The organism is Pseudomonas fluorescens (assembly GCF_900636825.1).
Taxonomy (GTDB): Bacteria; Pseudomonadota; Gammaproteobacteria; order Pseudomonadales; family Pseudomonadaceae; genus Aquipseudomonas; species Aquipseudomonas fluorescens_BG.
Window position 1 is genome coordinate 2604788 of the sequence record NZ_LR134318.1, and the last position, 14752, is coordinate 2619539.

Here is a 14752-nt window from a genome sequence, read left to right on the forward strand (position 1 = left end):
AATGAAAAAACATACGCTTGTTTGAAATGCCCGTTACAGGCGTGTTGCCAGAGGTTTCACGGCTGGCCGACTAGCCGGACGATGGGTATGCTGGCGTCAACCCGCGGATGTTTCGCATCCGCGCATTGTTTTGAGGAGTCGCTGTGGAGTTTTTCACCGAATACGCCAGTTTTCTGGCCAAGACCGTCACCCTGGTAATCGCCATTCTGATAGTGCTCGCCAGCTTTGCTGCGTTGCGCAGCAAGGGCCGACGCAAATCGGCGGGCCAGTTGCAGGTCAGCAAGCTCAATGATTTCTACAAGGGCCTGCGTGAACGGCTCGAGCAAACGCTGCTCGACAAGGATCAGCTTAAAGCGTTGCGCAAGAGCCAGACCAAGTCTGAAAAGACCCATAAGAAGCAAAAGAACAAGCCTGACGCTAAAGCGCGGGTGTTCGTGCTGGATTTCGACGGCGACATCAAGGCTTCGGCGACCGAGAGCCTGCGCCATGAAATCACTGCGCTGTTGACCCTCGCCACTCCGAAAGACGAAGTGGTCCTGCGCCTGGAAAGCGGTGGCGGCATGGTGCACAGCTATGGTCTGGCATCCTCGCAACTGGCGCGGATTCGCGACGCCGGCGTGCCGTTGACGGTCTGCATCGACAAGGTCGCGGCCAGCGGCGGCTACATGATGGCGTGCATCGGCGAGAAGATCATCAGCGCACCGTTCGCGATCCTGGGTTCGATCGGCGTGGTCGCGCAATTGCCCAACGTCAATCGCTTGCTGAAGAAACACGACATCGACTTCGAAGTGCTGACGGCCGGCGAATACAAGCGCACCTTGACCGTGTTTGGCGAAAACACCGAGAAGGGCCGGGAAAAGTTTCAGGAAGACCTCGACGTCACCCATCAGTTGTTCAAGAACTTCGTGGCTCGCTATCGTCCGCAACTGGCCATCGATGACGTGGCCACCGGCGAAATCTGGCTGGGCATTGCTGCGTTGGATAAACAACTGGTCGATGAACTCAAGACCAGCGATGAGTATCTGGCTGAGCGGGCGAAGAAATCCGAGGTTTACCACCTGCATTACGCCGAGCGCAAAAGTCTGCAAGAACGCATTGGCATGGCTGCCAGCGGATCGGTGGATCGCTTGCTGTTGAGCTGGTGGAGTCGCCTGACCCAGCAACGCTTCTGGTAAAACAGGCGCGCATGAAAACGCCGGTCAGTGACCGGCGTTTTTTTGTGCCCGATAAAGTCCGTCGGCTTAGCGACGACGGAACAATGGCAACGGTTCGTCGGCCGCGGCCTGATAGGTCACCGAGAAATCCTTGAGGCCTTCAAGGGCTTCGTACGGATCCTTGTCGGGACGCACGGCGAAGGCGTCGAACCCACAACGACGCATGTAGAACAGCTGATCACGCAGCACGTCGCCGATTGCCCGCAGTTCGCCTTTGAAACCGTAGCGGTCGCGTAGCAGGCGGGCATTGGAGTAGTTGCGGCCGTCAGTGAAGGCGGGGAAGTTCAGGGCAATCACCTGGAACTCCGCCACGTCGTCGCCGATTTCTTCGGCTTCTTCCTCAGCGTCCAGCCACACTCCCAGACCGCCGTCGCGGGCTTTCAAGGCGTGACCGTGATCGCGCCACAAGGCCAGCGGCACGATCAGGTCGTCACAGTTGGAGATACCGTCGAGGGTTGCGTCCTTTGGCAGCAGGTGCCAGGTTTCGTCGACGACTTCGTTGTTTTTAATGATTCGCTGCATAGACGCGTTCCTTGAAGAGGTCGATGCCAATACGCTGATAGGTGTCGATAAAGCGCTCGTCTTCGGTGCGTTGTTCAACATACACGTCGATCAGCTTCGAGATCACCTCAGGCATGGCTTCCTGAGCGAAGGACGGGCCGAGGATCTTGCCCAGGCTGGCGTCACGGCTGGCGCTGCCGCCAAGGGAAACCTGATAGAACTCCTCGCCTTTCTTGTCGACGCCGAGGATGCCGATGTGGCCGACGTGGTGGTGACCGCAGGCGTTCATGCAGCCGGAAATGTTCAGGTCCAGCTCGCCAATGTCGAACAGGTAATCGAGGTCATCGAAGCGGCGCTGAATCGACTCGGCAATCGGGATCGATTTGGCGTTGGCCAGCGAGCAGAAATCACCGCCAGGGCAGCAGATGATGTCGGTCAGCAGGCCGATGTTCGGCGTGGCGAAACCGCCTTCGCGCAGTTCGCCCCAGAGGGCGAACAACTGGCTCTGCTCAACATCGGCAAGAATGATGTTCTGTTCGTGGGAGGTGCGCAGTTGGCCGAAGCTGTAGCGGTCGGCCAGATCGGCGACGGCGTCGAGCTGCTTGTCGGTGATGTCGCCAGGGGCAACGCCGGTCGGCTTCAGCGACAGGGTTACGGCAACATAACCCGGCTTTTTGTGCGCCAGGGTGTTACGGCTGCGCCAGCGGGCGAAACCCGGATGCTCTTTGTCGAGCTCGGCCAGTTGCGCGGTCTGGTTATCCAGCGCCTTATAGTCCGGGTCGACGAAGTGCTTGGCCACACGATGCAGTTCGGCTTCGGTCAAAGTGGTCTGGCCACCGCGCAGGTGTTCCATTTCCGCATCGACTTTCTGTGCGAACACTTCTGGCGTAAGAGCTTTGACGAGGATCTTGATCCGCGCCTTGTATTTGTTGTCGCGACGGCCGTAACGGTTGTAAACCCGCAGGATGGCGTCGAGATAGCTCAACAGATCCTGCCACGGCAGGAATTCATTGATGAACGCGCCCACCACTGGCGTACGCCCCAGCCCGCCACCGACCAGCACGCGGAAGCCCAGTTCGCCAGCGGCGTTGTGCACCGGCTCAAGGCCGATGTCGTGGACTTCAATGGCGGCACGGTCAGCGGTCGAACCGTTGACGGCGATCTTGAATTTACGCGGCAGGTAAGCGAATTCCGGGTGGAAGGTCGTCCACTGACGCACGATCTCGCACCATGGGCGCGGGTCGATCACTTCGTCGGCAGCGACACCGGCGAACTGGTCAGTGGTGACGTTGCGCAGGCAGTTGCCGCTGGTCTGGATCGCGTGCATCTGCACGGTGGCCAGTTCGGCAAGAATGTCCGGGATATCTTCCACCGCCGGCCAGTTGAACTGCACGTTCTGGCGCGTACTGATGTGGGCATAGCCTTTGTCGTAGTCGCGGGCAATCTTGGCCATCATGCGCACTTGGCGCGAGGTCAGTTGGCCGTAAGGCACCGCCACGCGCAGCATCGGCGCGAAGCGCTGGATGTAGAGGCCATTTTGCAGGCGCAGAGGGCGGAATTCTTCTTCGCTCAGCTCACCTGCCAGATAGCGTCGGGTCTGATCACGGAACTGCTTGACGCGGTCCTCGATGATCCGCTGATCGTACTCGTCGTATACGTACATATAAGTCCTGTTCTCAGGCTTGGGCCACTCGGAAAACGCTGCGTTTTCGCTTGCTGGAGTCCGAATTGTGCCTCTGCAATTCTGCGCGCACGGCCGCGCACTCCCTAACGGAGCCGGGGCAATATACCCGTTTGCAGTTATGCGCAAAAGTGATGTTTGAGTATATGTAAAGAACCAAATCGCCTAACGAGAATGACTGTCAACTAATCCACATTTGTCGTGCGGACAATCATCGTCTTAACTGTCATCGAGACTTTCTGCAATCACCGATAAAACCGATAAGAGGCGATGCAATGAGCAATCCGACCAAGGCAAGAAAAAGCGACAGCAGTGTCGATGCATGGGCCATTTTGTTCCTGATCATTCTAGTGGTGGGGACAGCGGTATTCTGGGTCAGTCATCAGTAAGCGACCCGTCCGGGCCCACGTCCGACGGACTGTCGGGCATAAACGGAACACACGCCGATAGCTGCTGGTTCGATGGCTATCGATGCGCGGCGATGTTTCCTTGGGCCCGGATGCTTGATCTCGAGATTTTTCTCTATCACCTGCCAGCGGGGCGGCGCACGGCTGCGCTGACGCTTGTCACACCCCGGCGAGAAGCAACACCAGTTTGACGATGGCGAACAGCGTCAGGGCGAACACGGCGGTAAACAAAATTCCCAGCATGACAAAATGGCTGGGCTTGCCATGGGTGAAATCCCTGGCGCGGTTCTTGCCGCTCTGCACGCCGAATGCCGCAGCCATGACGCTGTGCAGCATCTGCCAGAAACTTGGTGGTTTGTTGTTGGCTGGATCGTCCATAAATCCCTCGTATGCCGTGGATGTCAGACAAGCATAGCCAACCCGAGAAAAAAGATCGCAGCCTGCGGCAGCTCCTGCACTGGATTTAGTTCATCCAAGCAGTGAGCCTGCTCGCGAAGGCGGTGGGTCAGTCGGCGATGATGTTGCGGCGGATGGCCTATTCGCGAGCAAGCTCGCTCCCACAGTGGATCGGGGCTGGGCCGAAATATCCGAACACCACAAATCCCCCTGTAGGAGCTGCCGCAGGCTGCGATCTTTTTAGTTGTCGTAACCTAGGTTTGGCGCCAGCCAGCGCTCGGTTACGCTCAGGTCCTGGCCTTTACGCGACGTGTAACTCTGCACCTGATCCTTGTCGATCTTGCCCACGGCGAAGTATTGCGCCTGTGGATGCGCGAAATACCAGCCGCTGACCGCTGCCGCCGGGAACATTGCGTAATGTTCGGTGAGGAACACGCCGCTGCGGCCGGCACGCATTTCGGCGGCTTCAGGATCGAGAAGCGTGAACAATGCCGCCTTCTCGGTGTGGTCCGGGCAAGCCGGATAACCCGGAGCAGGGCGGATGCCACGATATTGCTCTTTGATCAGCGCATCGTTGTCCAGCGTTTCATCCTGAGCGTAGCCCCAGTGCTCTTTACGCACTTGCTGGTGCAGCCATTCGGCACAGGCTTCGGCCAGGCGGTCAGCCAGAGCCTTGACCATGATCGAGTTGTAGTCGTCGCCAGCGTCCTGGTACGCCTTCGCGACTTCTTCGGCGCCGATGCCGGCAGTGGTGATGAAGCCACCGACATAGTCGGTCACTTCGCTGTCCTTCGGTGCAACGAAGTCGGCGAGGCAGAAGTTCGGTTTGCCGTCGGTCTTGATGATCTGCTGACGCAAGTGATGCAGTTTGGCCAGCGGCTTGCCGTCATCGTTGTAAAGCTCGATGTCGTCTTCGTTGACCTGATTGGCCGGCCAGAAGCCGAATACCACACGGGCGCTGATCAGCTTCTCGTCGATCAGTTTGGCGAGCATTTCCTGCGCGTCCTTGTACAGCGCGGTGGCGGCTTCACCGACCACTTCGTCTTCAAGGATGCGCGGGAATTTGCCGGCCAGATCCCAGGAAATAAAGAACGGTGTCCAGTCGATGTATTCGGCCAGGACCTTGAGATCGATATTGTCCAGCACCTTGCTGCCGGTAAACGTCGGTTTCACCGGCTGGTAATTTGCCCAGTCGAACTGCGGCTTCTTGGCGATCGCCGCCGCGTAGCTCAAGCGCTCGGTGCGGGCGCTGCGGTTGGAGGTGCGTTCGCGTACCTCAACGTAGTCGGCGCGGGTCTTCTCGACGAAACCGGCTTTCAATTCCTTCGACAGCAATTGCGTCGCCACGCCGACGGCGCGCGAGGCATCGGTCACGTAGACCACCGCGTCGTTGCTGTATTTTGGCTCGATCTTCACCGCCGTGTGCGCTTTGGAGGTGGTCGCGCCACCGATCATCAGCGGCAGATGGAAGTCCTGACGCTGCATCTCACGCGCAACGTGAACCATTTCATCCAGCGACGGCGTGATCAGCCCGGACAGGCCGATGATGTCGCACTTCTGCTCTTTGGCCACCTGCAGAATCTTCTCGGCCGGCACCATCACGCCGAGATCGACGATGTCATAGCCGTTGCATCCGAGCACCACACCGACGATGTTCTTGCCGATGTCGTGCACGTCGCCTTTCACCGTAGCCATGAGAATCTTGCCTTTGGCTTCCGGTTTGTCGCCTTTCTCCAGTTCGATGAACGGGATCAGATGCGCCACGGCCTGCTTCATCACCCGCGCGGATTTCACTACTTGCGGGAGGAACATTTTGCCAGCGCCAAACAGATCGCCGACGATGTTCATGCCAGACATCAGCGGGCCTTCGATCACTTCGATCGGGCGAGCAAACGACTGACGGGATTCTTCGGTATCTTCGACGATGTGCGTGGTGATGCCTTTGACCAGCGCGTGTTCCAGGCGCTTGTTGACGTCCCAGTTACGCCACTCTTCAGTCTCGGCTTCCTTGACGCTGCCGTCGCCCTTGTACTTGTCGGCGATGGCGAGGAGGGCGTCGGTGCCTTCCGGCGTGCGGTTGAGGATCACGTCTTCGACCGCGTCGCGCAGCTCGACCGGAATCTGGTCGTAGATCTCCAGCTGACCGGCGTTGACGATGCCCATGGTCAGGCCCGCGCGGATCGCGTAGAGCAAAAACACCGAGTGGATCGCCTCACGCACCGGGTTGTTGCCCCGGAACGAGAACGAAACGTTGGACACGCCACCCGACGTCAGCGCATACGGCAGTTCGTCGCGGATGTAGGCGCAGGCGTTGATAAAATCGACCGCGTAGTTGTTGTGTTCTTCGATGCCGGTGGCCACGGCAAAGATGTTCGGGTCAAAAATGATGTCTTCCGGCGGGAAGCCGACTTCGTTGACCAGAATGTCGTAGGAACGTTTGCAGATCTCTTTTTTGCGCGCTTCGGTGTCGGCCTGGCCAGCTTCATCAAACGCCATCACCACCACCGCCGCGCCGTAGCGCTTGCACAGTTTGGCGTGGTGGATGAACTGCTCGACGCCTTCTTTCATGCTGATCGAGTTGACGATGCCTTTGCCCTGGATGCACTTGAGCCCGGCCTCGATGACTTCCCATTTAGAGGAGTCGATCATGATCGGCACGCGCGAGATGTCCGGTTCGCCGGCGATCAGATTGAGGAAGGTCACCATGGCCTTCTTCGAGTCGAGCATCCCTTCGTCCATGTTGATGTCGATCACCTGCGCGCCGGCCTCGACCTGCTGCAGAGCGACTTCCAGCGCCTCGGTGTAGTTGTCTTCACGAATCAGGCGAGCAAACTTCGCCGAACCGGTAATGTTGGTGCGTTCACCGACGTTGACGAACAGCGAGTTGCGATCAATGGTGAACGGCTCCAGACCCGACAGGCGGCAGGCCTTTGGAATGTCCGGAATCTGTCGTGGCGCATAACCGGCGACGGCTTTGGCGATGGCCTCGATGTGGCCCGGCGTGGTACCGCAGCAACCACCGACGATGTTAAGGAAACCGCTCTGGGCGAATTCTTCGATGACTTTTGCGGTTTGCGACGGCAACTCGTCGTACTCGCCGAACTCGTTCGGCAGACCGGCGTTCGGGTGTGCGGAAACGTGGGTGCTGGCCTTGTTCGACAGCTCTTCCAGATACGGCCGCAGTTCGCTGGCGCCGAGGGCGCAGTTCAGACCCACGGAAATCGGCTTGGCGTGAGCCACCGAGTTCCAGAACGCTTCGGTGGTCTGGCCGGACAAGGTACGGCCGGAGGCGTCGGTAATGGTCCCGGAAATCATGATCGGCAGTTCGATGTGCAGCTCTTCGAACACGCCTTGCACGGCAAAGATTGCCGCTTTCGCGTTGAGCGTGTCGAAGATCGTTTCGATCAGGATCAGGTCGGCGCCGCCTTCGATCAGGCCTTTGGTGGCTTCGGTGTAGTTTTCCACCAGCTCATCAAAGGTGACGTTGCGGTAGCCGGGGTTGTTGACGTCGGGCGACAGCGAGCAGGTGCGGCTGGTCGGGCCGAGCACGCCGGCAACGAAGCGCGGCTTGGCCGGGTTCTCGGCCGTCTTGGCGTCGGCAACCTTGCGGGCCAGACGTGCGCCTTCTACGTTTAACTCGTACGCCAGCTCTTCCATGCCGTAATCGGCCATGGAAATGCGCGTGGCGTTGAAGGTGTTGGTTTCGAGAATGTCGGCGCCGGCGTCCAGATAGGCTTTTTCGATGCCGCCGATCACGTCCGGACGGGTGATCACCAGCAGGTCGTTATTGCCCTTGACGTCGCTCGGCCAGTCCGCGAAGCGTTTGCCGCGATAATCCTGCTCTTCGAGCTTGTAGCTCTGGATCATCGTGCCCATCCCGCCATCGAGAATCAGGATGCGCTCTTTGAGGGCTTGCTTGAGAGCTTGAAGGCGGACGCTGCGATCGGACATGTGGACTACTCGGAAAGACCATTACGAAGGAGCGGGATCATAGCAAACCCGCGCGCTTTTGGAGCATGCTCGGCTTTTGCATGAATATCGCTCATGTTGGTACGGGCGTCATAACGGTAGAATCGACGCCTTTTTTCACAATCGGGATCAGCAGCATGCCGTACCGCGTCATCAGTTTGTTGTTGCTGTTCCTGAGCGGGAGCGTCGCGGCGCAAGATCCGGCAATTTCGTCGTCCATATCCTACAGCCGCGATATCCAACCGATCTTCACCGAGAAGTGTGTGGCCTGCCACGCCTGTTACGACTCGGCCTGCCAGCTCAATTTGGGCAGTGGCGAAGGCGCCGCACGCGGTGCGAGCAAGATGCCGGTGTATGACGGCGAACGTACCCGGGCCGCGCCGACCACGCGATTGTTCTATGACGCGTTTGGCAAGCGTGCCTGGCAGCAAAAGGACTTTTACTCGGTGCTCGACGCGCAAGGCAGTCAGGCCGCGCTGATGGCGCGCATGCTTGAGCTCGGTCACAAAACTCCACTCACGCCGAACGCCAAACTGCCGGAAGAGATTGTGCTCGGGCTCGATCGCAACAACCTCTGCGCGATGCCCGGCGAATTCGACGCCTATGCCGGTGCGCATCCGAAAGAGGGCATGCCGCTGGCCGTGACAGGGCTTACCGATCAGCAGTATCAGACCTTGCAACGGTGGCTGGCGTCCGGCGCCCCGATCGATGAACAAGGCCTGACGCCCAGTGCGCAAGAGGCCCTGCAGATCGCACAGTGGGAAAATCTGCTCAACGCCCCCGGTGCGCGGCAAAGCCTGGTCGGGCGTTGGCTGTTCGAGCACTGGTATCTGGCGCATATCTATTTCAAGGATGGCGAGCCGGGGCATTACTTTCAGTGGGTGCGGTCGCGCACGCCGAGCGGGCAGCCGATCGACCTGATCGCCACCCGCCGCCCGAACGACGACCCGGGCACTCAGGTGTATTACCGTTTGTGGCCAGTGCAAGGGGTGATCGTGCACAAGACGCACATCACCTATCCGCTGAGTGCGGCGAAGATGGCGCGGGTCAAAAGCCTGTTCTACAGCGGCAATTGGCAGGTCGATGCCTTGCCGGGCTATGGCCCGCAGAGCCGGGCCAATCCGTTTGCCACGTTCGAGGCAATTCCGGCGCAGGCGCGGTACCAGTTCATGCTCGACAATGCCGAGTACTTCGTGCGCACGTTCATTCGCGGGCCGGTGTGCCGTGGGCAGATTGCGACCGACGTCATCCGCGACAACTTCTGGGCGCTGTTCCAGGCGCCCGAGCATGATCTGTACATCACAGACCCGAACTATCGGGGCCAGGCCACGCCGTTGCTGGCCATGCCAGGGCAGAACGACGACGTCGGCAGCGTGCTGAGCCTGTGGCGCAACTACCGCGATAAACGCAACGAATACGAAGCACTGCGCCGCGACAGCTACGCCGACCTTTCGCCACCGAGCTGGTCGACGCTGTGGGCCGGCAACGACAACGCCTTGCTGAGCATCTTCCGCCACTTTGACAGCGCGTCGGTGACTAAAGGCCTGATTGGCGAAGTGCCGCAGACGATGTGGCTGTTCGACTACCCGCTGCTGGAGCGCACTTATTACCAGCTGGCGGTCAATTTCGACGTGTTCGGCAACGTTTCCCATCAGGCGCAGACTCGTCTGTATTTCGACCTGATCCGCAACGGTGCTGAACAGAATTTCCTGCGCCTGATGCCCGCCGACTCGCGCGAGGATTACCTCAACGATTGGTACCAGGACGGTGGCCAATTCAAAATGTGGCTCGATTACGAAGCCATCGATGACGACACGCCGACCGCGCTGAAGCTCAACGGAAAAGACCCGAAACACGATTTCGCCATGCAGTTGCTGGCCCGTTACGGTGACCTTAATGCCCGGCCGGATCCGATCAATCGCTGCGACGGCGCTTATTGTTCGCGTCCGAATATCGAGCCTGCGCTGCAAAACGCCGAGCAGGCGCTCAGTCGCTTGACTTCGCGACCTGCCGCAGGGCTGAAGGTGATCGATCAATTGCCCGAAGCGACCCTGCTGCGCATCGAAACCCCGAGCGGCAAGCGCGAAATCTACAGCCTGCTGCGCAATCGCGCCCACAGCAACGTGGCGTTTCTGCTCGGTGAATCGAGGCGTTATCAGCCAGGGCTCGACACTCTTACCCTGTATCCGGGCGTACTCAGCAGTTACCCGAATTTCATTTTCAACATTCCGGCCGGGCAAGTGCCCGAGTTCGTCGATGCGCTGGAAAATGCCAGGGATGCCCAGCGCTTCGAGAAGATCGTCGAGCGTTGGGGCATCCGTCGCAGCCACCCGCAGTTCTGGTTCTACTTCCATGATCTGAGCCAATACCTGCACGAAACCGATCCAGTGGAAGCGGGTGTGCTGGACATGAATCGCTACGAAAACCTTTAGTTCTGTCAGCGGATCGGGGTCTCAGACCTCGATCATTCCCAACTCATCGATCAACGCCTCGGTCAAGTGATCCAGATCGCGAAAGCGCCGGCCGCTGACGGCGCCGAATGGGGCGTGATCGACGTAGGCTTCGGTTCCGTCGACGAAGACTTTTACATCCATGTATTGGCGCCGATCGTTCATGTAATAAACGCTGGCGTGGTGCTGGCGAGACGATGTGGTCGTGAAAAGGTTCGGGCTGTGAACACGCATGTGCAAGTCGATTCGGTTTTCCGCACTCGGCAGGCCAACCAGCAAATCGCAGCTGTGAAGAAACTGATCAGTACCCAGCGGGGAATGAATCATCACGCCCGGGTCTCGGCTGAGTCGCGGCACATTGCCGATCCGCCGCTCCAAGCGCAGACCGGTGGCGTTGGTCAGCTCAGCCAGGCCCGGAATGTTCTGCAATGTATTGCAATGACCTTGGCCCACCAGAGCCACCCAGCGGTGCGGGCCTCGGGCCAATAGCTCGGCGCTCACCCGCTTGTAGGCAAAGAAATTGAACATCGTGACCCGGTCCAGCTGATCGGCCAGCGTAGGCGCGGAGAGTGTCAGGTCGTCGGAGGCGTACAAGGAGCTGGCTGTGGTATCCAGCGCCATCACGCGAATGCCTTGTGCATGGATGTCCTCGACCAGCCGGGTATAGCTGAACTCGTCTGACTGCAGCGCCATTTGGTCAATTATCTGAAGTCTTTCCTTTAAAACTTGAGGCAGTGGGACCTGCGGCGAAACATTGTATTGGTCCAGCAGCACCTGATGCAGATCGGTGTTGAACAGTTCGAAATACGCGGTCTTGACCCCGACTTTTTTCAGGGCCTTCACGTTTTTCACCATAAATTGCCGGGCCAGCGAGTAGATGTGTTTTTCGCCAAATATCACGCCATCGCGCTGGATATACAATTGCTGCAGCAATTGCTCGGGCGACAACCCCCTCTGCGGCACTATCACCGGTCGTTGTGAAGGGCTGAATGTGCGGAAAAAACCTCGCGCATGCCGGCGTAGCCTCGACTGGATGCCGAAAACATGTAGCGCGCCGACCGAGCCCGGATCCATCGGCAGCGCCAGATTCACGGAGCCCAGATTCAATGAACCCGGCCCCTTGCTGTTGAGCGCCGGAAGGGCGGCGACGTCGGATCGCGGCAGTTCATAGTCACGAAACGTTGTGTGCAAGGGGCCTTTTTCAATCTCATCCATTCCACCCGGCAGCCTTGGCAAAGGTTCAACGTGCCAATGCTTGTGGGTGTCGTCCAATATCAACGGATAGCGAAGACTCTTTCTCGCGACGCCGGGCGGATAAATGAAACGCTGGCCCTGCGCGATGTCGGACAGGTAATGCCTGCCGTTGATCAAGGCATATTGTTGAGACGAGGTCTTGCTCTGAAACAAATTGGCCTTGAGCCGGTGCAGACTCGACGGATCGATCGTCGCTTCGATATCCGAGAGGTCGGGAGAAGGGTGAAATGCCGGTAGCGCGCCGAGCTTCTTCAGCGTCATCGGCCGGCCCCGCGCACCGGTGATCGACCAGAGTGCCCTGGCCGCGGTTTTTGAGACGCCCGTCTGTTTCAGCAGCAGGAACGTCCGGATGACATTGTTTGAAACGTTCAGCGCGCTGGTAATGGGCAGCAAACCCATCAGGTTCAATGCCAGGTCGATACCGAAATTGATGGCGTTCCACAACGATTGCGCATCGACCTCGGCGTTAGTGGTGGACATGTGGTCGGCATTGCGCCGCAACGTGACGATTTGTTGCTCGTAGAGTTTTTGCGCGAGTGAAGTATTGATTGGCACCAGATGTACGACATCGAAAGGGTTGCCGACCCGGCTGGTTGAACTCAATACCAGTTGGCTAAGCAAATGAGTGCGCGTCAGCCTGCTTTCGGTCAATGCTGCCTGCCCGGGAATCGACAACCTTTGCATGACATAGCGTCGCCATTGGGTAGAAGTGATCCATTGCTGCTGAAGAAACTCGTGCATCGCGGCAAAGTCAGCGAATTCCCTGATTTCTTCTTCGCCGGGCACTGCTGGCGTGTAGAGAATAACGTTCGGCACCGAGCGTGAATTGGCCGCACGAATGACCAGGATGTCGTTAATGATGTGGCCGTTACGGGCCCCTGCCGAATTGGCAATCAGCAGCGAATTGGCCACGATCTTGTGCCCGCCGACGGTCGGGCGAGTGGCCGGAGTGTCGCCATCGATGATCGCCCTTACCCACTGGTACCCGCGATGTTCGCGATCATCCAGAAAGCATCCCTTGTTCAGCCTGGCTGCCAACGCACTGCTTTCCAGGCTGGCTCGACGCGCTGTCGACCAGGCGGCACGCAACGCCGCGCCGTTGTCGATCAGGCGGGTTTTCAGTAGCTCGTCGTAGCGTTTGCCCACGTCCAGAAACTGGATCAGGCCAGTCAGATAACGGTGATCCAATTGCAAGGATTTACCGCTCGGTGTGGTGCCGGACGCCGAAAGAACAGTGTGTTCGCCGGTATACAGCTTGTAGAAACCGAAATCCCAGGGGTTACTGTTTCTCAGCGCCAGCTCGGTCAGGGACAGGGTAAGGGTGCGTTCAAGCGCTTCGCTTTTGCCGCCGGGGAGGGGCACGTGATCCGGCCCGACGCCGCCACCTCCACTCGCGGGATTGTGGCGGGTGGTGATCTTGACCTGAATATTGTCCGGGTCGAGTTTTCTTGCGCGGAAGTCAACCGCCAGTTGGCGGATCAATTCACTGCGAGCGAAGGTTTTCAGAGGCGCAATATCGGTTTTCTTCAGCAGCGCAGCCAATTGCTTGCTGGTCGATAATTCGGTCGCAGCCAATTGCTGCAGTGATTGCCGATCGGATTCACTTGCCGACCCGTACCACGATGGCAGTGTCGCTTCGAGATACAGCCGGGAGCGAGTCACCAGCACCTCGCGGATATCGAGAAATGGCCCGAGATGGGCCAATCGGTTGAACACTTCGCAAATCCGCTTGCCGTCCGCCTCGTGCCGGGGCAATAGACGCCATGCGTATTCGATGTCGTGTTTTTGCAGCGCCAATAGGGCATCGACGCGGTTTTCGAATGGGTTTGTGGCGATGGCGGTGTAGCGCAATTCAAACGACGTTTTACGGCGTCGGCGCGCGGGGGCCTGCGCCTGCCAGGGCATCGTGCCGATCAGGTGGCCACCTTCGGCAGAGCTGGCCAGCCGCTTCTTCAGCGCCTCGTCCAGTGCCTGTAATGAGGCAAACGCTTCAATGCCACGGTCCGGACAGCACAGCAGTGCGGCACCCATCGCGCGGGTGATCTGGGCGTCGGCATCCGGAGTCTGGCTTGAAAATATCAGCAGTCCGGTCAGTGGCGTGTCCGGCTCGCCGTCCTGCGCCACAAGGCCCACAGCGTAAGCGCCGGGACGCTGATGTTGCGGCAAATGTGCCCGCTCGCTGCCAAGGGGATATCGAACGATCAGATCGATGAGGTTTTTGCTTGCGGGTTCGAGCGTACCGTCCTCCACACGCAACGCAGCCTCAGCCTGCAAGGCTTTGGCCTTCTGATCGGCCAGCCATTGGCGGTGGGTCGTGGTTGCGCTGGACGCAAACGGAGCCTGCCAGAACTGTTCCAACTGCTGCACGAACAGGCGATCGGGCCGGCGCAGCAGTTCACCGACAAAGGACTCGAACGCAGGTGTACTCGCAACGGTGCTGGTGACGGTGGCCATTTTGCGCACGCCGTTGGTGTGCGGCCTTTGATACGTTCCTTTGGCGTAGAAGCGGTAGATTCGGTTCGGCGCATCGAGATCCTCGCCGCCCCACGGTTTATCGGTGAGGAGCGAGGAGAGCGGGCGCTCCGGCCCGGTGCCTGCAACCAATGCGTAGGTGCCGGGTCGGCTGGCGAACTGAATATCTGCGCGATAACTCACGGCCGACAAGGCAATCGGCAAAGGATGACTTGGAAAAGCCTGCTGGATTCGTTGATGAAGCCGGTCATTGAAGGTTTTTTCGGCTTCGGGCTGCTGGTCGAGCAACTGCTTGAGCGCCAACTGATGATCGAGCAATTGTTGCAACAAAGCTTGCTGCCGGGTTTCGGTCGGGGCAGGTGAGGTCATGGTGCTACCTGATAACGGGTCTGGAGGCGCCACGTTACC

Annotated in this window: 7 protein-coding genes; 2 read left to right on the forward strand and 5 right to left on the reverse strand. The window is 58.9% G+C overall.

The features are described 5' to 3' along the window. The first annotated feature begins 143 nt into the window (after positions 1–143). The gene (sohB, locus tag EL257_RS11790; protein WP_126362729.1) at positions 144–1175 is read left to right on the forward strand and encodes a protease SohB; all 1032 of its coding nucleotides are present in this window, start codon (positions 144–146) and stop codon (positions 1173–1175) included. A 66-nt stretch (positions 1176–1241) separates the two neighbouring features. On the opposite strand, the gene EL257_RS11795 is transcribed toward sohB, so the two are convergent. The 4 genes from EL257_RS11795 to metH all read right to left on the reverse strand — a co-directional run bounded on the left by EL257_RS11795 (position 1242) and on the right by metH (position 8150). Beyond that, entirely contained in the window at positions 1242–1736 is a 495-nt protein-coding gene (locus EL257_RS11795; RefSeq protein ID WP_126362731.1) for a DUF934 domain-containing protein, read from the reverse strand. After that, positions 1720–3378, reverse strand: coding sequence for a nitrite/sulfite reductase (locus EL257_RS11800; protein ID WP_126362733.1), 1659 nt, complete (start codon positions 3376–3378; stop codon positions 1720–1722). Before EL257_RS11800 ends, EL257_RS11795 begins: the two co-directional genes overlap by 17 nt. 584 nt (positions 3379–3962) lie before the next feature. Beyond that, on the reverse strand, positions 3963–4181 hold the full coding sequence (locus EL257_RS11805; protein ID WP_126362735.1) for a DUF2970 domain-containing protein: 219 nt from the start codon (positions 4179–4181) through the stop codon (positions 3963–3965). 258 nt (positions 4182–4439) lie between these two features. Then, positions 4440–8150 (reverse strand): methionine synthase, encoded by a 3711-nt coding sequence (gene metH, locus EL257_RS11815; protein ID WP_126362737.1) that lies wholly within the window; start codon positions 8148–8150, stop codon positions 4440–4442. Between the two features lie 155 nt (positions 8151–8305). Here metH and EL257_RS11820 point away from each other — a divergent pair, with 155 nt between their 5' ends. Then, positions 8306–10600, forward strand: coding sequence for a fatty acid cis/trans isomerase (locus EL257_RS11820; protein WP_126362739.1), 2295 nt, complete (start codon positions 8306–8308; stop codon positions 10598–10600). A gap of 21 nt (positions 10601–10621) precedes the next feature. Here EL257_RS11820 and EL257_RS11825 read toward each other — a convergent pair whose 3' ends face one another. After that, positions 10622–14674, reverse strand: a complete 4053-nt coding sequence (locus EL257_RS11825) for a membrane-targeted effector domain-containing toxin (protein WP_126362742.1) — start codon at positions 14672–14674, stop codon at positions 10622–10624. Positions 14675–14752 lie beyond the last annotated feature (78 nt).

Excerpts from the sequence above, each read along its gene's own strand:
- EL257_RS11800 (WP_126362733.1), bottom strand. The coding sequence starts at position 3,378 with ATGTACGTATACGACGAGTACGATCAGCGGATCATCGAGGACCGCGTC.
- metH (WP_126362737.1), bottom strand. The coding sequence starts at position 8,150 with ATGTCCGATCGCAGCGTCCGCCTTCAAGCTCTCAAGCAAGCCCTCAAA.
- EL257_RS11820 (WP_126362739.1), top strand. The coding sequence starts at position 8,306 with ATGCCGTACCGCGTCATCAGTTTGTTGTTGCTGTTCCTGAGCGGGAGC.
- EL257_RS11805 (WP_126362735.1), bottom strand. The coding sequence starts at position 4,181 with ATGGACGATCCAGCCAACAACAAACCACCAAGTTTCTGGCAGATGCTG.
- EL257_RS11795 (WP_126362731.1), bottom strand. The coding sequence starts at position 1,736 with ATGCAGCGAATCATTAAAAACAACGAAGTCGTCGACGAAACCTGGCAC.